21 protein-coding genes are annotated in these 24,336 nt (G+C 57.9%); 9 read left to right on the forward strand and 12 right to left on the reverse strand.

Annotated elements, in window-relative coordinates; genetic code table 11:
• Window positions 1-5 precede the first annotated feature (5 nt).
• The 3 genes from HDE79_RS21900 to HDE79_RS03440 all read right to left on the reverse strand — a co-directional run bounded on the left by HDE79_RS21900 (window position 6) and on the right by HDE79_RS03440 (window position 3,180).
• Entirely contained in the window at window positions 6-461 is a 456-nt protein-coding gene (locus HDE79_RS21900) for a hypothetical protein (RefSeq protein WP_255488224.1), read from the reverse strand.
• A gap of 888 nt (window positions 462-1,349) precedes the next feature.
• Entirely contained in the window at window positions 1,350-1,898 is a 549-nt protein-coding gene (locus tag HDE79_RS03435) for a hypothetical protein (RefSeq protein WP_184600509.1), read from the reverse strand.
• Window positions 1,899-2,379: 481 nt separating this feature from the next.
• Complete coding sequence (locus HDE79_RS03440; RefSeq protein ID WP_184600510.1) at window positions 2,380-3,180, reverse strand: hypothetical protein; 801 nt, start codon at window positions 3,178-3,180, stop codon at window positions 2,380-2,382.
• A 1,109-nt stretch (window positions 3,181-4,289) separates the two neighbouring features.
• On the opposite strand from HDE79_RS03440, the gene HDE79_RS03445 reads away from it, so the two are divergent.
• From HDE79_RS03445 to HDE79_RS03465, 5 genes are all read left to right on the forward strand, one after another.
• The gene (locus HDE79_RS03445) at window positions 4,290-4,850 is read left to right on the forward strand and encodes a hypothetical protein (RefSeq protein WP_184600511.1); all 561 of its coding nucleotides are present in this window, start codon (window positions 4,290-4,292) and stop codon (window positions 4,848-4,850) included.
• Window positions 4,851-4,860: 10 nt separating this feature from the next.
• The gene (locus tag HDE79_RS03450) at window positions 4,861-5,904 is read left to right on the forward strand and encodes an XVIPCD domain-containing protein (protein ID WP_184600512.1); all 1,044 of its coding nucleotides are present in this window, start codon (window positions 4,861-4,863) and stop codon (window positions 5,902-5,904) included.
• A 467-nt stretch (window positions 5,905-6,371) separates the two neighbouring features.
• The gene (locus HDE79_RS03455; protein WP_184600513.1) at window positions 6,372-7,007 is read left to right on the forward strand and encodes a DarT ssDNA thymidine ADP-ribosyltransferase family protein; all 636 of its coding nucleotides are present in this window, start codon (window positions 6,372-6,374) and stop codon (window positions 7,005-7,007) included.
• A complete protein-coding gene (locus HDE79_RS03460) occupies window positions 7,007-7,717 on the forward strand; it encodes a hypothetical protein (protein ID WP_184600514.1) in 711 nt (236 codons plus the stop codon). The genes HDE79_RS03455 and HDE79_RS03460 overlap by 1 nt, the downstream gene beginning before the upstream one ends.
• A gap of 16 nt (window positions 7,718-7,733) precedes the next feature.
• Entirely contained in the window at window positions 7,734-9,743 is a 2,010-nt protein-coding gene (locus HDE79_RS03465) for an ATP-binding protein (protein WP_184600515.1), read from the forward strand.
• Window positions 9,744-9,819: 76 nt separating this feature from the next.
• Here HDE79_RS03465 and HDE79_RS03470 read toward each other — a convergent pair whose 3' ends face one another.
• From HDE79_RS03470 to HDE79_RS03490, 5 genes are read right to left on the reverse strand one after another with little or no spacing between them, the layout of a single operon-like run.
• A complete protein-coding gene (locus HDE79_RS03470) occupies window positions 9,820-10,929 on the reverse strand; it encodes an acyl-CoA dehydrogenase family protein (RefSeq protein WP_184600516.1) in 1,110 nt (369 codons plus the stop codon).
• A 5-nt stretch (window positions 10,930-10,934) separates the two neighbouring features.
• Window positions 10,935-12,110 (reverse strand): acyl-CoA dehydrogenase family protein, encoded by a 1,176-nt coding sequence (locus tag HDE79_RS03475; RefSeq protein WP_184600517.1) that lies wholly within the window; start codon window positions 12,108-12,110, stop codon window positions 10,935-10,937.
• A 47-nt stretch (window positions 12,111-12,157) separates the two neighbouring features.
• Window positions 12,158-13,975: an acyl-CoA dehydrogenase gene (locus HDE79_RS03480; protein ID WP_184600518.1), complete on the reverse strand. Its 1,818-nt coding sequence runs from the start codon at window positions 13,973-13,975 to the stop codon at window positions 12,158-12,160.
• Window positions 13,972-15,156, reverse strand: coding sequence for an acetyl-CoA C-acyltransferase (locus HDE79_RS03485; protein WP_184600519.1), 1,185 nt, complete (start codon window positions 15,154-15,156; stop codon window positions 13,972-13,974). The genes HDE79_RS03480 and HDE79_RS03485 overlap by 4 nt, the downstream gene beginning before the upstream one ends.
• A complete protein-coding gene (locus HDE79_RS03490) occupies window positions 15,153-17,252 on the reverse strand; it encodes a 3-hydroxyacyl-CoA dehydrogenase NAD-binding domain-containing protein (protein WP_184600520.1) in 2,100 nt (699 codons plus the stop codon). The genes HDE79_RS03485 and HDE79_RS03490 overlap by 4 nt, the downstream gene beginning before the upstream one ends.
• A gap of 430 nt (window positions 17,253-17,682) precedes the next feature.
• Here HDE79_RS03490 and HDE79_RS03495 point away from each other — a divergent pair, with 430 nt between their 5' ends.
• The 4 genes from HDE79_RS03495 to HDE79_RS03510 all read left to right on the forward strand — a co-directional run bounded on the left by HDE79_RS03495 (window position 17,683) and on the right by HDE79_RS03510 (window position 22,006).
• Window positions 17,683-18,498 (forward strand): IclR family transcriptional regulator, encoded by an 816-nt coding sequence (locus HDE79_RS03495; RefSeq protein WP_184600521.1) that lies wholly within the window; start codon window positions 17,683-17,685, stop codon window positions 18,496-18,498.
• A 243-nt stretch (window positions 18,499-18,741) separates the two neighbouring features.
• Window positions 18,742-20,409 (forward strand): long-chain-fatty-acid--CoA ligase, encoded by a 1,668-nt coding sequence (locus HDE79_RS03500; RefSeq protein WP_184600522.1) that lies wholly within the window; start codon window positions 18,742-18,744, stop codon window positions 20,407-20,409.
• A gap of 44 nt (window positions 20,410-20,453) precedes the next feature.
• Window positions 20,454-20,879 (forward strand): thioesterase family protein, encoded by a 426-nt coding sequence (locus HDE79_RS03505; protein ID WP_184600523.1) that lies wholly within the window; start codon window positions 20,454-20,456, stop codon window positions 20,877-20,879.
• On the forward strand, window positions 20,876-22,006 hold the full coding sequence (locus tag HDE79_RS03510) for a zinc-dependent alcohol dehydrogenase family protein (protein ID WP_184600524.1): 1,131 nt from the start codon (window positions 20,876-20,878) through the stop codon (window positions 22,004-22,006). The genes HDE79_RS03505 and HDE79_RS03510 overlap by 4 nt, the downstream gene beginning before the upstream one ends.
• Before the next feature lie 12 nt (window positions 22,007-22,018).
• Here the strand turns inward: HDE79_RS03510 and HDE79_RS03515 are convergent, their stop codons facing one another.
• The 4 genes from HDE79_RS03515 to HDE79_RS03530 form a co-directional block, all read right to left on the reverse strand.
• On the reverse strand, window positions 22,019-22,399 hold the full coding sequence (locus tag HDE79_RS03515) for an MAPEG family protein (RefSeq protein ID WP_184600525.1): 381 nt from the start codon (window positions 22,397-22,399) through the stop codon (window positions 22,019-22,021).
• Window positions 22,400-22,426: 27 nt separating this feature from the next.
• Window positions 22,427-23,068, reverse strand: a complete 642-nt coding sequence (gene rpiA, locus HDE79_RS03520; RefSeq protein WP_184600526.1) for a ribose-5-phosphate isomerase RpiA — start codon at window positions 23,066-23,068, stop codon at window positions 22,427-22,429.
• Window positions 23,069-23,157: 89 nt separating this feature from the next.
• Window positions 23,158-23,625 (reverse strand): EVE domain-containing protein, encoded by a 468-nt coding sequence (locus HDE79_RS03525; protein ID WP_184600527.1) that lies wholly within the window; start codon window positions 23,623-23,625, stop codon window positions 23,158-23,160.
• Window positions 23,622-24,239, reverse strand: coding sequence for a 5-formyltetrahydrofolate cyclo-ligase (locus HDE79_RS03530; protein ID WP_184600528.1), 618 nt, complete (start codon window positions 24,237-24,239; stop codon window positions 23,622-23,624). Before HDE79_RS03530 ends, HDE79_RS03525 begins: the two co-directional genes overlap by 4 nt.
• Window positions 24,240-24,336 lie beyond the last annotated feature (97 nt).

Genomic DNA, 24,336 nt, shown 5'->3' on the forward strand with positions numbered 1-24,336 from the left:
ACCCCCTATTTTGCGACTTCCGTCTTGAGCTCTAGGCGATTTCGGCGCTCACTGTCGGGCCAAATGGCCAGCGGAGAAACGTTATGTCCTTGGAGCTCAAAGGTACTGAAAGGGGGATTGGGCATGACCGCCGCTACTACATGATTCGAGTTCAAGTAGACGGACGGCGGGTCGTTGTCTCTTCCGGCACGAGAGACTTCGAACTCGCCGAGCTGCGACATCAGCAGGTGCTCGATACGCTCAGGAACGACCCGGGTGTTACGCAGAAGGAGATCGTAGAGATAGTGCGCGGTGAGAAGCACGCAGCACGCGTCGGAATAATGACCGTGCTGGGACTCACGTTGGAACAGGCCTTTGCTCGATGCTTTCACGATCCACAAATTTGGGGACGCATAAAGGCCCAGCGGACCTACGCGCATAACACGAGGCATGTGAAGTCTTTCTTCGGTCCTCATCGTCATCTTCAGTCCATTAGCTCCGAAGACGTAAAGCTTTACATCAACGCGCAACTTGCAGCCAACAATGCACCGGGAACCGTCAATCGACGTTTGGCCTGCTTGGGAAGAATGTTCAAAGCAATGCAAGAGTGCTCAGATGGCCCCAAAACAATCCCTCGATTTCGATACCTGAAAGAAGAGGGCGCCCGGAAGTTCACGTTGTCATACGACCAGGAGAGCTCGGTTTTCAAGGCTGTCGAGGATTTGGACCAATTGCGGCCTGGGCCACAAAGAGGTCCTCCCAGGAAATTGGATGCTCATCGCTACCTTGAGCTATTTCAGGTCTTGGTAGAGACGGGTATGCGCCTTGGTGAGGCATTGAGCCTGCGATGGGGCGATCTGACTATGACCGCGTCTGATTCGCTGATTAAGCTCCACAGGATCAAGAAACTTAAGACGGGCAGAGCTAGAACTATACCGATGACCGAAACATGCAGGACGGTGTTTGAGCGTGTCAGACAGCGCGATTCTCATCCTAGCGGCCCATTCGCAGACCTCAACAAACGTCGCGCGGAACATATCTGGTCTCGGGCAGTCAAGAATGCACGCATAGACGACCCCGAATGTGTAATTCATTGCCTACGGCACACATGCGCTACTCGGCTGCTCAGAGCCACTGGGAATCTAGTGCTTGTAAGAGACTGGCTCGGGCACACCACGATTCAAACGACCGCTGATATATACGCGCACATCGAATCAGAAAGTATGTTGCTCGGTGCAGCCGCGCTCGCAGCAAGCCGCCGTGCACATCTGAGGACTAGCCATGGATGGCTACCAGATCACTCGTGCTTTGAAGACTTCATCGATGGAGCTACCTGATGCACCGAACTTCTGCGACAACAACTTAAGAGCCTACAGGCGAGCAATGAGCGCAAGCAGCTTCGGACCGAGGGCATGCAGCAAATAACCGCCGACAGCAAAGAAGCCGTTGGTTCCCCATCGGATCGCCTTGTCCCGGACAGCTATGCGACCCTCGACATGCTGATCGTCTAGCTCGATGTTCATGAAGTCCTCGATTGCGATGTAGCGCTCACCCAAAAGTTGCTGCGCCTGAGTCGCTGCCTGCGGTGAAGCCCCGAACTTGTCCGCCACGACCGGCAGTCGAGCAACAAGATAGTCAAGCGCCTCTCGCAGCGTCGTCATCGCGAAGCGCTTCCACTCGTCGCTGTCCGCCTTGGAAATACGAAGTGCCCGGCTTCTGTCGAGCTTGCGCATCTCAACACAGGTTTCAGCAAGGCCGCGAAGCGCGCCCAGGAAGTTTTTGACCACTCCTCCTAGTGCTTGGCCGCTATTACCCCATTCCGAATGAGCCCTGCGCTCAAGAGCCGGAGCGCTTCGCTTCAGTTCTTGCGCTTGGAGCTTGATTCGTCTTTCGGCGGTCTCGCTAACGCACTTTCCCATAGATCACCCCAATCTCCCCATAGGAGCCCGCATAACCTATCAGATCACTCCCCGCCTTGAAGACTTCCTAATCGGAATCGAAGGCGAGCGGCTTGTCGCTTACTACGATACAAACGGCACCCTGACCATCGGTGTTGGCCACACTGGCTCTAATGTAGCCAAGGGTCTCTGCATCACCCCTGGGCGGTCACAGCAGCTCCTCAGAGCCGACCTCGCTCTGCGTATCCCGATACGTCCGTGTGTCCCTCACGGAAGCTCAGTGGATCGTCCTGGTGTCCTTCACGTTCAACGAGGGAGTCCGTGCATTTCAGACGTGCACCCTATTGCGCTTGGTCAATACCAGCGACTACGCATCGGTGCCCACGCAGCTCTTGCGATGGACCAAGGAGATCATCAACAGCCGCCTAGTCATCAACTCGGGACTCGTGAATCGTCGCGAAGCTGAGACCAAACTTTGGAAGCGTTCCACCTGAGGGAAACGTCACTCGATTCCGCGACTCTCAGCTTCTAGGTCTAAGCCCTCCAGCCCGTTTGTTGGCTCCGCCATAAAGTTGACTCGGCCAACCTTGAAAAACTTCTCTCTTGGGAAGAACTGCTTCGCCGTACGGTGGAGTTTCTCAATCGTCTCGAACAGGCTTACTTCTGTAGTCGCAAAGTGCTCGTACAAAGAGTTCGTGTTGTTACGAAGTGTCTGGTAGATTCGCTCGCCGAACGCAGTGAATACCAACTGCTCACTGAGCAGCTTGGATCGGAGTCCATACTGTTCGATGAGCGGTTCCACCGTCTTTACAAAATATTTGCTCCGTAATTGCATCGAGTCCAAGCAGGCATCAAAGCGACCCTGCTCGATCGAGATCTCGAGGATCAACTGTGCATTGTCAAAGCGCATAAGAAAGGCCAAATCCACAACGTGCTGGCGGTAGTCAAATTGTGGAGCTTGGTATGCGGGAAGGCCGATCATTCTGGGAAGCTCGCCCCTGTCGAAGCTGCGCATCTTCGCCCACGTTGCAGCTACTTCGTTGTACTGGAGACACATGACCATCAGCGCCCGGTTTAGTGCGTCCACCTTGGCACGATCTGCCGCCGCTGCTTCCTTGCCCTGTTGAAGCTTAAACGCGTAGGACGCACCGTAGGCCGCGCCGACGTACGTGCCGACCAACGGAATCAACCAGCCTGCCACATCCTTCGCTGTCGCTCCCACAACTAACACGCAAGCAGCCGTGGCAATCGCGACGATCAAGACAACCAATAGTCCCTTTGCCACCAAGCCCTGCTTGAGCACATTCCTTCCCCATAGTTGAACCATCGGGTGAGTCTGCCGAGGATCAGCGAGCTGAGCAATGACAGAGGAGAGGGGGTCAGTAAGGAGACTCTTCCACTGATGACTCTAGTAGGGCTCACTAGGACTCCTATAGATACCATAAGGTTCTCTTGCTCTTTCCCTTGCTCCTATGCAGTCGTTTATACCCCATCATCTTCAGATTCATGGACTTACGCATGCCCCGTTTGCTGCCCCTTCTGACCCTCCTAGCTGTGGCCAGTTGCACTGCATCTATGCCAAAACAGTAGGCTCGTGTTGACTCCATGCTCCGAGGTAGCCACGGCACGCTTGGGTGATGGTGACGAGTGCTAGATGGCACTGCGGCCTTTGCTGAAGCGCTGAAATGTTCGGCAGAGATTTTCGTTTGGGTATCAATGTCTGAGGGATCGCGCGCATCCCCCGTGCCCGTGCCCGCGTCAATGATCGCTCGCCGCGCATCGCGACGTTGAGGCTAGTCAGTGTTTCGGATGAACTTGAAACGCTCACACAAATGCTCCCACAATGCTCCCACATTGCAGATTTCGAGTTCTATAAGTCTTTGATTCTTGGCGCTTGGCTTCGAACCTATCGAATCCTAGTCTCCCAGCCAAAATAAAAAGCCCGCCCTTGTGGCGGGCTTTTTATTTTGGTCTGTGGAGGCAACGGAGGCGAACCACGGTTCGACAATTTTGTCAGGAACAAAATTGGACAGCCGCAGGCTGGCCCCGCGAAGCGGGGTTGGTCCCAAGGATGGGACCAACAATCCTAGTCTCCCAGCACGGTGGCAAGCGCGGTTACTCGGCATACCCTGCGCCTCGCCCTTCGGGCCATCGGCTGCGCTGATGTTCGCTACGGCATCCTGCCTCCGCAGTCGATAAAGTCGTCTAGAACAAAAAATTCAGGACTGGATTCAATCTTGAATTTCTCTGCTTCTTCAGTATTTACGAAAGCGCGCGGGTCGCTTTCCCAACAAAATTGACATTTTCTATCGGCGTGACTGATGTGCCCCACACCACGCATGCGATACACCGTGTGGAGCACGATTGCGTGTTGCGATAGGATGGAATTGCATCTCACAAGGAATCGTCACAGTGAAAACTGCATCAAGGATTGCTGGCCTGTTGTTCGGATGCTTCGGACTTCTCACGGGAGCCGCATGCTCACCAGCATCCACTTCACATCATGCATTGCCGGTGACGGTCTCCTTCCCGATGGACAAGGCGGGGCAGACCGCTCGAATTGATTTTTCGGTGGTTGAAGGTCAAGCCAATCTCAAGCGACGTTTCATGGTTGGCCTGGACTTTCCACAGACAGAAGATGGCAGCATCGAGCACGTCATCCAGCAAAAAGATGTGCCCGTTCGTGTCGAGGTTTTTCTTGTCGACCATGGCAAGACGACACCCATTCCAACGCAGGATGACGAAGCCATCGTGTCGGCTGCTAATGGATCGAAAGCAAAAGCAGATAGCTCGTTAGCGAAATTGAATCTTTATGCACACGATGGAGTTACATCCTATGTCCTGATCGCGGGATTCTACCTATCTCAATACGGGCACTATGTTGCGGTGGTCAAAACGGTGCAGGACCTGCCCATGTTCAAACACGTCAAGACTGAGTTGAAAGTGGACGAGTTTTACAATACAGGTGAGTGAGGATTGAGCCATGGATGATGATAAATACACAGTCACTGTTTACGTCGCGGCTCCCGGTACGCCGCTGGTCAAAGAGGCGCCCGGAACGACATCCGGACCGGGGCACATGTTTTATACAACAAGCAATGGGCACGACAAGCCGCAGAGTTTTGGCTTTGCTCCAATCCAGCATGGAAGCATGGATGGGGCTGGTGCCATCTCGGATAACGACAACGTAAATTATAAAAATCCGCTCTACGCAAGAACGATGGAAATCAGCAAAAGCCAATACGATAAGTTGAACGAATTCGGGCAACATCCCGAAAAATTTGGCTTTGATACGTACTACAAAGATGCTCGACACAACTGTGTGGACTTCACATGGGCCGGTTTAAATCATGCCGGTATCGAACGCCAGAATCATGCAGATATTTCTCTGCCCGGCATGCCGTTAGGGCCAAGCGTTCGACTTCCGTTACCGGGGCACGGTGAGGGCAAAAGTGCCTATCGGCCTGCTGAGAACGTGGACGATGTCAAAAGCATCAAAGACCCTGTTCCCGGCAGTCACCTCAACAGCTCCCACTCCAATCCGATGCCGGAACACCGAAGTGTGCTGCAGCATCTTTTAAGCGAGCAGCAATTGAACGACCCCAAGCATCCCGATTACGCGATGTATCAACAAGCACGGACGGGGGTAGGTAAGATTGATGCGGAACATGGTCGTGCTCCTACTGAGCACAGTGACAATCTTGCGGCCTCACTGGTGGTTTCCGCACGGGCCGGTGGTCTGAATAAAATTGACCAAGTCCTGGTGGGGTCGGACGGTGGACGAATCTTCGCGGTGGAAGGCAATGCCAACAGCGTTCATGGACTAGACCGGAAGATGGCTCACGTGGAAACCATGCAAGCGCTAAACACGCCCGTTGCGCAGAGCAGTGCACATTGGCCACAGGCCTTGCAACAGGGCCAACAAGGCCAGGCCCAAGCCCAAGCCCAAGCTCAGCAACAACAGGTAGCGCAAAATCAAACTCAACAAGGGCCGACCCAGCAACAAGGGCCCGTGATGCGGACATAATTCGACAGGGCTGTTATCACGGTTGAGTTAGAGGCGAGTCTCTGATGGCTTAGCCGGCTTACAACGTTACAAATCGGACATTCCTGACAAAAAAGGCCCCGCTCAGGCGGGGCTTTTGTTTTGGTCTGGCATAGGGATCTCAAGGCATATGGAGTTTGTCCCGATGCCGGCGGTTGGCCACGCCAACCGGACGGGCACTCCGTTAGCGTTGCCGGTCGTCATCGGTCGAGGAATATGGCGCGCTGGCCGGGAGGGGGCTCATGTGACCTTGTGTTGGCTTTCCAAGAAGCGTGCAGTAGGAAAACAGCGAGCGTATGCTCAGGCAACCATAAGCAAGAGCCATGGGGCGTGAATTCCGGATGTTGGGGGCGGTTGAAGTGAGCGCTTGGTCGAATAGCAACAACCTGAGGGGTCTCCGATCAGTCAGTCGCACTTCGCGCCTATAAACGGGTAAGGAATTTCCAGGGATGAACACAGGGATCAGCAGGGAAATTGAAGCGTTTGCTGCCGAACGGCAGATTAAGTATTTAATGCATTTTACCAAGCTCACCAATCTCGACGCGATTCTCGCCAAAGGTTTACTGCCAAGAAATCATTTGGAAAACAGAGACGGCTGTAATGATGAACTTAGGCTAGATGGAACCGATGCTGTTTGCGTTTCGATCGAGTTCCCTAATTATTTAATGTTCTACAGGTTGCGTCTGCAAAATCGGGACGCCGATTGGATAATATTGGTCATAGATGCCAGTGTGCTTTGGCAAAATAGGAGCGCGTTTTGTCATTGCAACGCGGCATCAAATTCAGTGACCGTTACTCCGCTGCTGGAAAGAATGTCACTGCATTCGTTTAGAAGGATGTACGACGACTTTGAGGAAAAGCGAAGGCTCGACCTTAATTTACACATTAAGCTACCCACACATCCGCAGGCTGAGGTTCTTTTGCTGGACGGTGTCCCTCATGAAAAAATCTTAGGTGTGATCGTCGAAAGAGATGAAATCAAACGCAGGCTTGAGGCGGCTTATCCGGGCCTATTCGTTAAAGTTCTGCCCAATTATTTCCAGCCTCGAAGTGATTATAAGCATTGGAAAAAGGTAATTGTGTAATGGCTGAGCGCCCCATATTTATGCCATCGCTGAATGGTCCTGAATTCGTTAGAACGGAGATGGTTCAGTTCAAATGGTTTCCTGGGATGGCTATCAGTCAATCTCAGAAATCGATTGACTCACTGCACGAAGAGGCCAGAAAAAATCTCAATATTAATAAAGTGCTTGAGATATCGAGTAAATCAAGGGACGAGCTTGGTATCAATTTAAGTGCGTTTAATTTGATGATCAAGACCCTCAAATACGGTCACGAATTTAGCCTTGAGTGTGCATTTCAGGCCAGTAAAGTTTTCGAAAATGGCGGGCCTTTTAGAGACATTTTTGAAAAGCGTTCTATCGATGCAAAGAGAGATCCGCGACTAAAAGAATCAGGAAGGCTTATAAAGTTTAACTTCTTTGGCGTGGATTGGGATCTTCTGCCACGAACAGCTTTTTACGATTGGCTATACATAAACGCGCTTCACAAAAAAGAAGACCTTGCTCTACAAGTTATTAAATATAGTGCCTTCTCAGATATTGCCTTTAATCCAGAGAAATCGATCAACTGTCAGGCATACTCGGCGTCGCTTTATGTTTCGCTGTATAAGCGAGGACTTTTGACGAGCGATCTTCTAAAGGATCGTGATTTCTATTTAGAGGTCATAAGTTCCGTTAAAATTAGCAACGCTCACCAAAATAGCACTCCTCAAGATGACCTCGGCTTCAAATGACTAGGACGGTTTCACGATGAGTAACGTCAACATCAAGCGAGCCGTTGAAAATATCAGGACAGGTACCACAGTTTACACACCTGTTGTTGAGCTGGTGGTCAATGCAATACAAGCGATAGAAGATGGAAAGCCCGAGTCGGGACTGGTAACGGTGACCATCAAACGTTCCCCTCAGATGGAGATAAGTGCGGTGGAGGGCTCGATCCCGGCTGTTGACTCCATTTTTGTTGAAGACAATGGAACTGGCTTCAATGATAGGAACCGCAACGCTTTCGATACCCTCTACACCGATAACAAGATAACCCAGGGCGGCAAAGGCTTCGGCCGGTTCACCTGCCTCAAGTATTTCGATAGCGTCCAGATCGATAGCACGTTTTCAGTCGGCGGATCGCTAAGGCGGCGCCGGTTCGAAATGGGTAAAGACACAGAGATCATCGTTAACGAAAAAATCTCTGATGCTATTCAGAGTGTTACGGGAACCAAGGTTTGTCTGGGATCAGTGAGGCATGCTGACAGGCTTAACAAGAAGCTTCCGACCATCGCGAAGGGTATTGTTGAAAAGCTTTTGCCCTACTTTATTGCGGAAAATTACGAGTGCCCTCGCGTTGTTTTGGTGGAGGAAGGCGGTCGTGACGAGATTGTTCTCAATGACTATCTCGGAGATAAGGCGGCAGTCATCAGGGAAATTCCCACTGTGGAGAATTCGTTTTCCATTGAGGTAAATGGCTGCTTACATACTTTCCAAGTGCGTATCTTCAAGTTCTTTTCTCCACGTAATACCAAGAGCAAGATAAGTCTCGTTGCGCACAACCGCGAGGTTACTGAGACCGCAACCCAGACCTATATCCCGGAGTTTGCTGAGGAGTTTTTCGAGCTTAAGGCAGATGGCGCTTCTGATGAAGGAAGGAACTATGTCGTCAAGACTTACGTGTTCGGCGAGTACTTGAATGAACATGTCTCGCTGGAAAGAGGAGGCTTCGATTTTCACAAAGAAAACGATGCCATTTACGGCATATCCCAATCGCAAATTGAGACGCAAGCGGCTGAGTTAACAAAGTTGGCCATTGCTTCTGAAGTTACGTCTCGCCAAGAAAAAAAGGCCGCGCAGATCACATCTTATGTTGAGACAGACGCGCCTTGGCACAAAGAAATCTTGAAGAAGGTTGACCTAAACACCTTTCCTTACAACCCATCGAATGAGCAGATCGAGGCAAGGCTTCAGGAAGAGAAGTTCAAGGACGAAACGACGATCCGTCGGGAGGTCAGCAAGATTCTCAGCGATGGAAGTGTGGAAAATTTTGAGAAAAGTATTTCCGACGTTGTGGAGCGCATATCAGCGAACAGCAAGAATGACTTGGTCCACTATGTTGCCCTGCGAAAGAACGTCTTGGACCTCTTTGAGAAAAGCCTACAGATCACGGCCAGCGATGACTATAAGGACGAAGGGATTGTTCACGACATCATCTTTCCAAGGAAAAAAGACAGCGGCACTTTGGAGTACAAGGATCACAATCTTTGGCTGATCGATGAAAGATTGAATTTCACCCAGTACCTCTCTTCAGATCTTCCGTTGAATAAGGGGCGTTCGGGGCGTCCAGATATCATCGCCTACGATCATCCCGTCGCCTATCGGGGGGACAACGAGCCCAGCAATCCTGTGACTATCTTTGAGTTCAAGAAGCCACAGCGGGACGACTTCGTTAACCCGCCCTCAAAAGAGGACCCCGTCCAGCAAATCATTCGATACGTCAATAACATTCAAGACAGTAAATATAGGACTCTGGAGGGGCGGGACATTCATGTCGCCAAAAACACACCGTTTTATGGCTACGTAGTTTGTGACCTGACCGATAAGGTCAAGAAATGGCTAGAGCGGGAGAAGAATTTCAAAGTGATGCCCGACGCTTTGGGTTGGTTCAATTGGTATGAAAATATCAATCTTTATATCGAGGTTTTGAGTTGGGACAAAGTTTTAAAGGACGCACGTTTAAGAAACATGGTTTTTTTTCATAAACTTGGTCTCTGATAGGCCCATCTCGGGCTTACGATTCACAGCCGCGGCTCCGCGGATCACCCTAGTACCTGCCCTGGTGGAACCTCGCCTACTTACCCGACAACCCCCGCGCATACCCTCGCAAATGCGCATCCGTCGTCCCGCCACGCAACTCGAACGCGGTCAGCTTTTTGAAGTAATGACTGACATCAAGCTCGTCCGTCATGCCCATGCCGCCGTGAATCTGTACGGCCTGCTGGCCGACGAAGCGCGCGGCCTGGCCGATGGAAACCTTGGCGGCGGATAGCGCCGCGCGTCGAACGTCGGCATCTGCATCGGTACAGCGGGATGTGGCGAGATAGGACATCGAGCGTGCTTGTTCGGCATACATCAGCATGTCGGCCATGCGGTGTTGCAAGGCCTGGAAGCTGCCGATCGGCACGCCGAACTGATTGCGCGCACGGCTGTAGTCGATGGTTGCGGCGAGGATGCGATCGAGCGCGCCAACGGCTTCGGCGCATAGCGCGGCCAGGCCAAAATCGGTTGCAGTTTGCAGGCCGGCCGCGGCATCCCCACCAAGCCGCGTATCGGCGCTGGCACTGACGTCCTTGAGTTCGAGATTGGCGGCGCGCTGATCGTCGACCGTGCGATAGCCGTGGCGCGGGATGCCCTGCGTATCAGCGGGCAACGCGAATAGCGCCACTTCATCACTGCCCTTTATGCGCGCCGAGACCAGCAGCAGGTCGGCAATGTCGCCGTGATACACCGCCTGCTTGTGCCCGGTCAGTTTCCAGCCACTACCGTCCGGCGTGGCTTCGACGCCAATCCCTTTGCCCGCGTCGTCATGCGCCAGAACCGCGATGGTTTCACCGCTGGCCAGCGCAGGTAGCCAGCGGGCGCGCTGCTCCGAGTCGGCGATCTGCACGATGGCCTGGGTGGCGACGATCGCGCTGGCATGGAACGGCTCGAGCAGCAGACCTTCGCCGACGGCATTGGAGACCAGCATCGCGCCGATCGCACCCGCGCCGATGCCGCCGTCGTCTTCGGGGATGGTCAGTGCCAACAGGCCCAGATCGGCCAGCTGCATCCAGGTATCGCGTGACCAACCGTCGGCGCCTTCGCGAATCTTCATACGATGGGCGAAGGTGTAATCCTTCGCGATCAGGCGGCGGGTGGTATCCAGCAGCATCTGCTGCTCGTCGTTGAATGAGAAATCCATGCTGGTTATCCCCGTAGCCTGAGAATCATCTGGGCGATGATGTTGCGCTGGATCTCGTTGGATCCACCAAAGATCGAGAGCTTGCGCAGGTTGAGATAGTCGGCCATCGCACGCGGCACATCGTCGCTGTCGCTGTGGCCATCGAAGGCGAGTGCGTCGGCACCGAGCACATCGACCTGCAGCTCTGCGATGCGCTGGCGGATTTCGGTGCCGCGAATCTTCAGCATCGAGGCCTGCGGGCCGGGCGCCTTTTTCTGTTCGGCGTCGAAGATCACGCGCAAGTTGGTGATTTCCAGTGCGGTGAGGTCGATTTCCACCTGGGCGATTCGCGAGGCGATCATCGAATCCTCGAGTAGCGGCTTGCCGTCAAGCTGACGCGCGGCGGCCATTTGCTTGAGACGCTGGAGCTCGCGTTTGGACCCGCCGATGCCGGCGATATTGGTGCGCTCGTGGCCGAGCAGAAACTTGGCGTAGGTCCAGCCATCGTTCTCTTCGCCGATACGGTTGGCGACGGGCACGCGCACATTGTCGAACCAGATTTCATTGACCTCGTGCGTGCCGTCCAGCAGGCGGGTCGGCTGCACCTTGATGCCGGGCGACTTCATGTCGATCAGCAGGAACGAGATGCCCTGCTGTGATTTGGCACTGGAGTCGGTGCGCACCAGGCAGAAGATCCAGTCGGCGAACTGACCCAGCGTATTCCACACTTTCTGGCCGTTGACGATGTAGTCGTCGCCATCGCGTACGGCGCGGGTTTTCAGCGACGCCAGATCAGAGCCGGAGCCAGGCTCGGAATAGCCCTGGCACCACCAGTCCTCGCCGGACAGGATGCGCGGCAGAAAGCGTGCGTGCTGCTCGGCGTTGCCGTAGCGCATCATCACCGGGGCGACCATCTTCAGTCCGAACGGCAGCTGGAGCGGTGCATCGGCCAGCGCGCATTCGGTCTCGAAAATATATTGCTGCGTCGTGGTCCAGCCGGTGCCACCGAAAGCTTCCGGCCACGCCGGTGCACCCCAGCCGTGTTTATGCAGGATGGATTGCCAGCGTGGAATGTCCTGCGCGATCTGGCTGTCGTCGCCGCGGCCGATGCGCGTGCTGATTTCGCTCGGCAGGTGCGCTTTCAGAAACGCGCGCACCTCGTCGCGAAAAGCGTTTTCTTCAGCGTTGAAATCGAGATCCATGAAGTATCCGTAAGAAGTTAGAGCATTTGAAAGTCCGTGCGACGGCTTTAAAACCAGCTGTCGCGCATATCCAGCGTGCTGCGATCGAGCGTGGCGAGCAGGTCGAGTTGTGCGGTGACCTTGGGCAGTTCCCACGCGAAGAAATACTGCGCGGCCTGCTGCTTGCCCTGATGAAAATCGCTGTCCTTGCCGTGCGCGGCAGCGGCCTGCTGCAGCCAGATCCAGGCGATCACGATGTGGCCGAACGCTTCCAGATAGACACTGGCGTTGGCCAGCGTCAGCACGGGATCGCCGGCGGACCACAGCGTGCGTGTTACCTGCTGTAGCCGCTTCAGCTGTGCGTGCAGGGCATCCGCGTGCGGTGCCAGCCCATCCAGTTCACGGGCATGGTCGATGGTTGCGGAAACGCGTGTGCTGAACTGCATCAGCGCCGCACCGTCGTTCATCGTGACCTTGCGACCGAGCAGATCCATTGCCTGGACACCGTGGGTGCCTTCGTGGATCGGATTGAGACGGTTGTCGCGATAGAACTGTTCGACCTTGTACTCGCGCGTGTAGCCGTAGCCGCCGTGAATCTGGATGGCCAGATCGTTGCCGGCCAGACACCACTGCGAGGGCCAGCTCTTGGCAATCGGCGTGAGCAGTTCGAGCAGTTGTTCGAGCTGCACGCGTTCGCTTTCATCCGTTGCCACGCGTGCCTGATCGACCAGTAACGCGCAATAGAGAGTCAATCCCAGTGCGCCTTCCGCATACGACTTCTGCGCGAGCAGCATGCGGCGCACGTCGGCGTGCTCGATGATCGGCTGTTGTTTGCTGCTGCGCGATCCGAGCGAGCGGCCCTGCGGTCGATTGCGTGCGTAGTCGAGCGAGTGCAGATAGGCCGTGTAGCCCAGTGCGGTGGCACCCAGGCCAATACCGATGCGCGCCTCGTTCATCATGTGGAACATGCAGGCCAGGCCGCCGTGCAGCGGGCCAACCAGATAGCCGATCGCGCCCGCTTTGCCGGCCGGTTGATACGCCGTGCCTTCGCCAAAATTCAGCAGCGTGTTGACGATGCCGCGGTAGCCCATCTTGTGGTTGATGCCGGCCACGCGCACGTCGTTGCGTTCGCCGAGCGAGCCATCGTCGTTGACGAGGTACTTGGGTACCAGCAGCAGGGAAAGGCCTTTGACGCCGGGAATAACCTGGCCGTCTGCATCGGCAACACGTGCCAGCACCAGGTGCACGATGTTGCCGCCGAGTTCGTGGTCGCCGCCGGAAATCCACATCTTGTTGCCGCTGACGCGGTACTGTCCGCCGAATGGTGATTCCCCCTCGTACTCGGCACGCGTGGTGACATCGGCCAACGAGGAGCCAGCCTGTGGTTCGGACAGGCACATGGTGCCGAACCATTCGCCGCGCAGCTGCGGTTCGGCGAACGCAGCGACCTGCGCGGCATTGCCGTGATGCAGCAGCAAACGCGCATTGGCCAGCGACAGCAGCGGATAGGCGGCGGTCGAAATATTCGCCGCACACAAGTATGACCACGCGGCTTTCTCGATCACCGTGGGCAACTGCATGCCACCGCGCTCATAGTCCTGCGTGGCTGCCGGCAGGCCGGCATCGGCAAAGGCTTTCAGTGCCAGGCCGATCTCGTCGATCACTGTGACGCGCTCGCCGTCGAACTGCGGCTCGACGCGATCGGCCTTCTGATAATGCGGTGCAAACTTTTCGATGGCCAGACGCTCGCAGGCATCGAGCACTGCGTCGTAGGTTTCGCGGCCGTGATCGGCGTAGCGCTCCGCCTCGCTCAGCGCACCAACATTGAGCCACTCGTAAAGTTGAAACTCCAGATCGCGACGCGAAATCAACAGCTCATTGCTCACGCCGGTAGTACCTCGAACAGGCCGGCCGCGCCCTGGCCACCGCCGATGCACATCGTGGCCACCACATATTTGGCGCCGCGACGACGGCCCTCGATCAACGCGTGGCCCACCAGTCGAGCGCCACTCACACCGTAGGGATGACCGACCGCGATGGCGCCGCCGTTGACGTTGAGCTTGGCCGGGTCGATGCCGAGTTTGTCCATGCAATACAGCACCTGCACCGCAAAGGCTTCGTTGAGTTCCCACAGGTCGATATCGTCGACGGTGAGGCCGGCGCGCTTGAGCAGCTTGGGTACGGCGAAAACCGGGCCGATGCCCATTTCGTCCGGCTCGCAGCCCGCCACCGCGAAGCCGCGGAAAATGCCCAGCGGTTTCATCGAATGCCTGGCGGCGAAATCGGCATCGGCAATCACCGCAGCCGATGCACCGTCGGAGAACTGGCTGGCATTGCCGGCCGAAATGACGCCGCCGGGAATCGCCGGACGAATCGTCGACACACCTTCGTAGGTCGTATCCGGGCGAATGCCTTCGTCCGCGAGCAGGGTGACTTCGCGGGTGAACAGTCGGCCGGTGGCACGGTCGGCGATGCCGGCCAACACGGTAATCGGCACGATTTCCTCGTTGAACAAGCCGGCGGCCTGCGAAGCAGCAGCACGCTGCTGGCTCTGCGCGCCATAGCGATCCTGCCGCTCACGCGAAATGTCGTAGCGTTTGGCTACGGTTTCGGCGGTGCGCAGCATCGGCCAGTAGATTTCCGGTTTGTGCTCGAGCAGCCAGCCTTCGGTGAACATGTGCGTGTTGGCGACGTTCTGCACACAGGATATGCTTTCCACACCGCCGGCCACAAATACATCACCTTCGCCGGCAATAACGCGCTGCGCGGCCATGGCGATGGACTGCAGGCCGGACGAACAGAAACGGTTGATGGTGGCGCCGGGCACGCTCACCGGCAGGCCGGCACGCAGCGCGATCTGCCGCGCGATGTTGCCGCCGTCCGCACCCTCAGGATAGGCGCAGCCCATCAGCACATCTTCGATGGCATCCGGTTCGACACCAGCACGCTCGACGGCATGCGCCACCACGTGGCCACCCATGGTGGCGCCGTGCGTCATGTTGAGGGCGCCCTTCCAGCTCTTGGCCAGTGCGGTGCGCGCGGTGGAAACGATCAGTGCTTCTTTCATGCGGGCTTTGCCGTGGTGTTGAAGGACTGGCCGGCATCGGCCAGTTTCCGAAGAAGAGGTGCAGGTTCCCACGCGTCGCCCTGATAGCCTTTCGCGTAGCGATTCATCGCGGCGATGACATGGCTCAGGCCAACCGTGTCGGCATAGAACATCGGGCCGCCGCGCCAGACCGGGAAGCCATAACCGGCTAGGTATACGGTATCGATGTCCGAGGCTTTCGCGGCAATGCCTTCCTCGAGAATGTGCGCGCCCTCGTTGACCAGCGAATAGATCAGCCGTTCGACGATTTCCTTGTCATCGATCTTGCGGCGGGTGACGCCGATATCGGCCGAGTGCTTGACGATCATCGCGTCGACCTCGGCCGACGGATACGCGGTGCGGTCGCCCGCCTTGTAGTCGTACCAGCCGCTGCCGGTTTTCTGGCCATAACGGCCCATCTCGCACAGCAGATCGGCCGTCTTCGAATAGGTCATGTCGGGCTTTTCCCGATAGCGCCGTTTGCGGATTGCCCAGCCGATGTCGTTGCCGGCGAGGTCGCCCATGCGGAACGGGCCCATGGCGAAGCCGATTTTCTCGATCGCCCTGTCGACCTGCTGCGGCAGCGCGCCCTCGTCGAGCAGGAAGCCGGCCTGGCGGCTGTACTGTTCGATCATGCGGTTGCCGATAAAGCCGTCGCATACGCCGGATACCACGGCGGTCTTTTTGATTTTCTTCGCCAGCGCCATCACGGTGGCGAGCACGTCTTTCGCCGTGGCCTTGCCGCGCACCACTTCCAGCAGCTTCATCACGTTGGCGGGGCTGAAGAAGTGCGTGCCGAGCACGTCCTGCGGACGCGAGGTGAAGTTGGCAATGCGATCGACATCGAGCGTGGAGGTATTGCTGGCGAGAATGGCGCCGGGTTTGGCGACCTTGTCGAGTTGCTCGAACACGGCTTTCTTGGCGTCGTACTCCTCGAACACCGCCTCGATGATCATGTCGGCATCGCCAAGATCGGCATAGGCGAGCGTCGGCGTCAGCAGACCCATACGCTGCTCGACCTGTTCGGCCGTCATGCGGCCTTTCTTGGCGCTGTTGTCGTAATTCTTGCGGATGGTGGTCAAACCGCGATCGAGGAATTCCTGCTTTACTTCCAGAATCGTCACCGGGATGCCGGCATTGAGGAAATTCATCGCGATGCCGCCGCCCATGGTGCCGGCGCCGATGATGCCGACTCGCTTGATCTCGCGCGGCTTCACGTCGCTGCCGATGTCGGTGACCTTGCTGGCCGCGCGTTCGGCGAAAAAGGCGTGACGCAATGCCTTCGACTCGGGCGTTTCCAGCAGGGCCATGAAGCCCGCGCGCTCGACTTGCATGCCTTCGTCGAATGGTTTCAGCACGGCGGCTTCGATCGCATCGAGGCAGCGCAGCGGGGCGGGGTAGGGGCCTGACGCGGCCGCGATGGCCGTGCGCGAAAAGCCAAGAAAACCTTCGGCATTCGGGTGGTCGATTTTCCAGTCACGCACGTGCGGCAACGGCTTGCCGGCGGCAACCACCTCGTGCGCCAGCGCGATGGCATCGTCCTGCGCATCGCCCTGGCTGATGCGGTCGAACAGGCGCGTATCGGCCAACGTTTTTGCCAACACCGGCGTGCCGGATACGATCATGTTGAGCGCGTTCTCCAAACCTGCCGCACGTGGCAGACGCTGCGTGCCGCCAGCGCCCGGCAGCAGTCCAAGCTTTACCTCGGGCAGGCCGATCAGCGCATTGGCCGAGGCGACGCGATAATTCACGCCAAGCGACAGCTCCAGACCACCACCCAGCGCCGTACCGTTGATCGCCACGATCACCGGTTTGGTGCTGGCTTCGTACGCATTGATCACGCTGTGCAGCGATGGCTCCATCTGCACTTGTGGCGTATTGAATTCGCGGATGTCGGCCCCGCCTGAGAAGTACTGGGAGCCACCCGTGACGACAATGGCTTTCACCGCATCGTTTTCCAGGGCTTCGTTCAGCGCATCGATCAGGCCACGACGAATAGCCTGGCCGAGGCCGTTGACTGGCGGATTGCTGAAGGTAATGACGGCAACGAAATCGTGGATGGCTGAGGTGACGGGCATGCGTGATTTCCTGATCTTTCGACAATGGGCTGAAGTCGCCAGTGCGTTCTTGCTGTGCCCGAGACAGCAAAAATGCCGGCTGGCGGGCAACGAGCCATGGGATGGCGATGTGTGCCGCGGGGGATAAACAGCGTTCGAAGTTTTGCTATATGAAATACTATTTTTGCTGTGCGAACCGATGCTATCGGCGGCCCAAACCGAACGCAAGCGTGTCACATAATCTTAATTTGTCGCATTGCAACAGGAATTTTCTGCATGACTCAACGCTTGCATCGGACTTGCGCTGGCGCGCCGACGAGGCCTACGCTACGGCTCGATTGAATCGCTATAGTTTCACTATACGAAACCTATTTGATCAGGCTTTCAGCCGACATTGGCGCATGGTCCAGCGAGTCGTGCGCCCGCGGCGCGATCTTCCATGGAGTGATGGATGGGCAACCCCAAACGCAAGAGCGATGCCTTTCGCTCGGTAGACGCCAGCCACCCGCAGTTCGTTACTGCGGTGTCGCGTGCGTTTGCGATCTTGCGCTGCTTCGAGCGTGGCGAGCGCTATCTCGGTAACCAGGACATCGCCCGGCGCACCGGTTTGCCAAAGCCGACGGTTTCGCGACTCGCCTTTACTCTGTCCGCGCTTGGCTATCTCAGCTACTCGACGCGTGAGGAAAAATATGCGCTCGGCACCGGCGTGCTGGCGCTGGGCCATGCCTTTGTCAAAGGCAACGATGTATTGAGCGTGGCACGCCCGCTGCTGCGCGAACTGGCCGACTACACGCAGTCAGCGGTAATGCTCGGTGCCGCGGATGGTCTGCGCATGCTCGTGCTTGAGGTGTGCCAGGGCGATCGCACGTTCGAGATGAAGCTGGAGACTGGCTCGCATGTACCGCACGGCACGACGGCCTTGGGCCGCGCCGATCTGGCCGCGCGGCCGCCGGAACTGTTCGAGAAAAAACTGCTGGAGCTTGAGCGCGAGTGTGAGCCAGCGGCATGGCCGACGATCCGTGCCGGCCTGGTGCGCGCACGTCACGATTACGAGAACTTCGGCTTCTGCTTTTCGCTGGGCGACTGGAATCCCGACGTGTTCGCGATCGGCGTGCCGATGGTTTCGGCCGACCGCACGCGCGTGCTGGCGTTCAACTGCAGCGGCCGTGTGTCGACGATGACACGCGAGAAGTTGATTCACGATTTTGGACCGCGGCTGCTGGCGCTGCGCAATGCTGTTTACGAAGCGACCGAAGGGCACTTCTAATCTTAGAGCCTGTTCATAATCTCTCCGTAGCCCGCGTTGAGCCGTGGTGGCCGTCGGACGACCGCCACGGCTCAACCCTTCGGGCCGGGTCGGTTTGCACCCATGCCGGCGTCATCACTCGGTCGTGTACCGACGTACACTTCCTCGTTCTTCCTTGGCCTGCGCGCAAACCGCTCCCGGCGTGGGCCATGGAGAGATTTTGAACAGGCTCTCAACCCGCTGCTGTACTGGAGATTCACCGATATGAATTTCAGTTACTGGCCACCCGGTCTTCCACACGAACTTACCGTGCCGCAGACATCGTTGTACTTCAATCTCGACGTTGCTGCCGCGCGCTATCCCGAGCGCCCGGCGATCATTTATTACGACAGCGTCATTAACTACGCCGAACTCAAGCGGCAGGTCGATGCGCTGGCCGGTTTTCTGCAGCAGCGTTGTCACGTCGCCAAGGGCGATCGCGTCGCGCTCTACGCGCAGAACAGTCCGCAGTTCGTCATCGCCTATTACGCGATTCTTCGCGCGGACGCGGTGGTGGTGCCGATCAATCCGATGAACCTGCACGACGAGTTGAAGCACATCGTCAAGGACAGCGGATCGAAGGTCATCGTTTTCGATCAGGTGCTGGCTGCGAACGTCGTGCCGTTAATTGCCAGTGGCGCGTTCGCACATGCGATCACGGTCACGCACTCCGACTACCTCACGGCTACGACGGATCTGCCTGTGCCGGAAACCCTATCGGCGGCGAGCACGGTTGTAGAAGGTGCGACGGCCTGGGCCGATGCACTGGCGGTGCAGCTTGTTCCATCGGTGCACACGGCGAGGGCTAACGATTACGCCGTGATTCCCTACACCTCCGGTACCACCGGTGAGCCGAAGGGCTGCACGCATACGCATGCGAGCGTGATGCATACCGCGGTCGCCGCCGCCGAATGGGTGCGCCTGGCGAAGGACGGTATTGCGCTGGCCTGCTTGCCGATGTTCCACGTGACCGGCATGCAGAACGGCATGAATACGCCGATCTGGCTCGGTGCCACGATGGTGATCATGACGCGCTGGGACAAACGTTGCGCCGCGCTGCTGATTGCGCGCTACAAGGTGACGGCCTGGACGGCCATCCCGACCATGCTGATGGATTTCCTCAATCAGCCTGATCTGCGCGGTGAGGAGTTGGCTTCGCTGTTCGTACTCTGCGGCGGTGGGGCGGCGATGCCCAAGGCGGTAGCGGAACGGATCGAATCGCTCTGGGGTATTCCGTACATCGAGGGCTATGGCATGTCCGAGACGATGGCTCCCACGCACATCAATCCACCGCAGGCACCAAAGGCGCAGTGCCTGGGACTGCCGATCTCCAACACCCGGGCGATCATTGTCGATCCGGTGACGCTCAAGCCGGTGCCGCGCGGTGATGCCGGCGAAATTCTCGTCAACGGCCCGCAGGTATTGATGGGTTACTGGAACAATCCTGCCGCTACCGCAGCCGCCTTTGTCGAGATCGACGGCGTGCGTTATCTGCGCACCGGCGACCTCGCTTTCGAGGACGAGCAGGGCTACTTTTTCATGGTCGATCGCGTCAAGCGGATGATCAATGCGTCGGGCTATAAAGTCTGGCCGGCCGAAGTCGAGGCGTTGCTATACGGCCATCCGGCGGTGCAGGAAGCGTGCGTGATCGGTTACCACGATACGCATCGCGGCGAGAGCGTCAAGGCGCTGGTCGTGCCGCGTGCCGGAGTCGAGACGGATGCCGACAACATCATCGCGTGCGCGCGCGGACACATGGCGGCATACAAAGTCCCGCATGCGATCGAATTCGTCGACAGCCTGCCAAAGACTGCTACCGGCAAGGTGCAGTGGCGTGCGCTACAGGAGAAGGAAAATGCACGCGCGCATGGCGCGACCGCCGCCGCTCACTAGAAGCAGTCGCAAGCTACCCGTATGAATAGCCGTCTGGAAACCGCATGAGCCAACGCGACAACTACCGTCATTTCCTGCCACTGCCCACGCGCTGGAAGGACAACGACATCTACGGTCACGTCAACAATGTCGAGTACTACAGTTACTTCGATACGGTCATCAACACCTATCTGATTCTCGAAGGCGGACTGGATATCCACGCCGGCGTCGTTATCGGCGTCTGCGCGGAATCGCACTGCAAGTTTCTCGGCGAACTGGCCTTTCCGGAAACTATCGAGGCTGGCCTGCGTGTCGAACATCTGGGCAACTCCAGCGTGCGCTACGGCATCGGCCTGTTTCGGCCCGGTCGCGATACGCCAGCGGCGGAAGGCTGGTTTGTGCACGTGTTTGTCGATCGCGCCGAACGACGCCCGACACCGCTGCCGGACACGATGCGGGCAGCACTCGAAAAGCTGCGGGCGACGCCATGAAGGTGCGCGCCGCGGTGCTGCGCGAGATGGGCCTGGCCGCGCCCTATGAACAGTCGAAGCCGCTGACCATCGAGACGGTCGAGTTGGCGCCACCGGGTGCTGGCGAACTGCTGGTGCGCGTGCTGGCGGCCGGACTATGTCACTCCGATCTGTCGGTGATCGATGGATCGCGGCCACGGCCGATGCCGATGGTGCTGGGTCATGAGGCGACTGGTGAAATCGTCGAACTTGGCGCGGATGTCGCTGGCTTCGCCGTGGGCGATCGCGTGGTGTTTTCTTTCGTGCCGATGTGCGGCCACTGCGAGCCTTGTGCTGCCGGTCGTCCGGCGCTGTGCGAGCCCGGCGCGCAGGCGAATGCCAGCGGCCGTTTGCTCGGTGGCGGCATGCGCTGGCACGACGGTGGCCAGCAGCAACTACAACATCACCTGGGCGTATCGGGCTTCGCCGAGTACACCGTTACGTCGGCACATTCGGCCGTCCGTATCGATGACGATCTGCCGCCTGAAATTGCTGCACTGTTTGGTTGCGCCGTGATGACCGGTGTCGGTGCCGTCATCAACACGGCACGCGTTGCGCCTGGCGAGAGTGTGGCGATCTTCGGGCTGGGCGGAGTAGGTCTTGCTGCGCTGCTCGGTGCTCGCGCGGCATCGGCCTATCCGCTGATCGCCGTCGACCCGGTGCCGGAAAAGCTGGCGCTCGCCCGCGAGCTGTGTGCCGATGTCGTCGTCGATCCCACCCGCGAGGATGTGGTGGCGACGATCCGTGAACATACGCGCGGCGGTGCCATGCATGTGATCGAATCGGTCGGCAACGAGAAGGTGCTGGCGCAGGCCTATGCGGCGACGCGACGCGGCGGTACGACGGTGACGGTCGGCCTGCCGGCGCCGCAACAGATGCTGAGCATTCCCGCCGTGAGCCTCACCGCCGAAGAACGCACGATCAAGGGTTCCTACATGGGCTCGGCGGTGCCAAGCCGGGATATTCCACGCTATGTGGCGTTGTACCGGAACGGCCGGTTGCCGGTCGATCGCCTGCTATCGCATCGGCTGACTCTGGATGAAATCAACACCGGCTTTGATCGACTCCAGCGTGGTGAGGCAATTCGCCAGGTCGTGCTGTTCGACTGAGTCGTTTGCCTCTCAGGCCGCGATCACAAACAGCCCGACAACGCAGGCCATGCCGCTAAACCAGACCAGGCTGCGCAATGCAGCAAGGTTGGCAATGTATAGCGCGCCATAGATCAGACGCAGCACAACCCATGCAATGGCCAGCCTATCGATCGAGTGCTGTGGCGCGTGCGCGTACTGGGCGACCAGCACGGCAGCTGCGAACGCAGGGAAGGCCTCGAAGCTGTTGAGCTGTGCCGCGTTGGCGCGGCTGGCCGGGCCGCTGAGCTTGGCCAGAAAATCGCGCGGATGCTGATTGGCGCGAAGGTCGTAACGGCCCATGGATTTGGCCAAGCCAGTCCATAGAAGCGGCATGAGGATGCCGATCAGTACGCACCACAGCCCGATAGTCATCGCGATTGCCCTTGAGTCCGGCGGTGGTCAGATTTCGCGATCGCCGACCAGCACGACATCAGCCGGCCGGCGTGCGAAAAGACCGACGGTGACGATGCCGGCGAGCTGGTTGAGGTCGCTTTCCAGTGCAGCCGGGTCGGTAATCTGCCAGCCGTGCACGTCGATGATCCAGTTACCGTTGTCGGTGATCACGCCGTCGCGCCACACCGGTTGGCCGCCGCGCTTGACGATCTCCCGTCCGATCAGGCTGCGCGCCATCGGGATCACCTCGATCGGCACCGGAAACTTGCCGAGCAGATCGACCTGCTTGCTGGAGTCGATGATGCAGACAAATTTCTGCGACGCCGCGGCCACGATCTTTTCGCGTGTCAGTGCCGCGCCGCCACCCTTGATCAGGCGCCGATGCGGATCGCATTCGTCCGCACCGTCGATGTAGATGTGCAGCGGGCCGACGCTGTTGAGATCGAGCACCGGAATGCCGAGCTTCTTCAAATGTGCGGTGGACTGCTCGGAACTCGACACCGCGCCCTGGATGCGGTCGCGCAGGTCGGCCAGCGCGTCGATGAAAAAGGCCACGGTGGAGCCGGTGCCAACGCCGATGACGGCGCCGTCCTCGACGTAGCGGATGGCGGCCTCACCGGCCTGGCGTTTCTCGTTGGCGTTGCTCATGCGTTGATTTCCTGCGGCTTCATTTTGGCAGCTTCATTTGGCCATCCAAACGACGGCGTCTGGCGGAAGATAAGGTATGTGCCGATACGTCATTCCAGCGCGACAATCGTGCGCCATTCGGAAGCACTTACTGGCATCACCGATAGCCGATTGCCTTTGCGCACCAGCGCCATGTCGGCCAGCGCATCCATCGTCTTGAGCTCGTCCAGGCTGATGGTGCGGCTGAGTTTCTTGACGAACTTCACTTCGACCAGCATCCATCGCGGCTCTTCGGGCTTGCTGGTCGGATCGAAATAATCGCTCTTCGGATTGAACTGGCTGGGATCGGGATAGGCATCCGTCGCTACCTCGGCCAGGCCGACGATGCCGGGCACGGCGCAGTTGGAGTGGTAGAAAAACACCTTGTCGCCGGGGCGCATGCCATCGCGCATGAAGTTGCGCGCTTGATAGTTACGCACGCCATCCCATGGTTCCTGGCCTTTGCGCTGGAGATCGTCGATGGAAAACGTCTCCGGCTCGGACTTCATCAACCAGTGCTTCGGTTTCGCGGTGCTCATGCGTTCGTCTCGTTATCTTCGGCAGCGTTGCAGTCGATCAGCTCGCGCTCGGTGGCAATGAAATCCAGCGGCACGTCCCAGTCGGCCTCCTCCAGTTGCGGCAGCTCCTGGAACGCGTAGGCGATTCCGACCAGCAGCGGCTCGGTCGGGCGCACCTGTTCGTTGAGAAAGGCGAAGCTGCGGTCGTAGTAGCCACCGCCGTATCCCAGTCGCTGGCCGCGGCGGTCGAAGCCAAGCAGGGGCACCAGCACCAGATCGATCTGATAGGGTTCAAAGAGCGTGGCGGGCTTGACCGGCTCGGGAATGCCGTAGCGGTTTGGCTGCACGTCTTCGCCAGATTGCCATGGCGCAAATTTCAGCTTTTGCCCCTTGCTGATGACGGGCAAAAGGAATTGCTGTCCGCGGTTGGCCAGGGGCGGAATCACCAGGTTCAGCGGCAACTCGCCCTGGGTCGCCCAGTAACCGGCGACGCGTGCATCGGTAAGGTATTCGGGCAACTGCTCGAGGCTGCGGCGCAGGCCTTGCGCGGCGGCGATACGTTCGGCTGGTGTGAGAGCGCGGCGGCGTTCGGCCAGGCTTTGGCGAAGCTCGCGGCGTTGGGCGTTGGCGTCCACGTGTCGCGCGTCTCCCATCGAAAGCGCGCTTTGCCGGCGTCGCTGCTTGCTGCGGTTCGATTGTCTTGACCGGTTGTCTTCAACACATTGTATTGAG

The sequence above is a fragment of the Rhodanobacter sp. MP1X3 genome (genome assembly GCF_014207165.1).
Taxonomy (GTDB): domain Bacteria; phylum Pseudomonadota; class Gammaproteobacteria; order Xanthomonadales; family Rhodanobacteraceae; genus Rhodanobacter.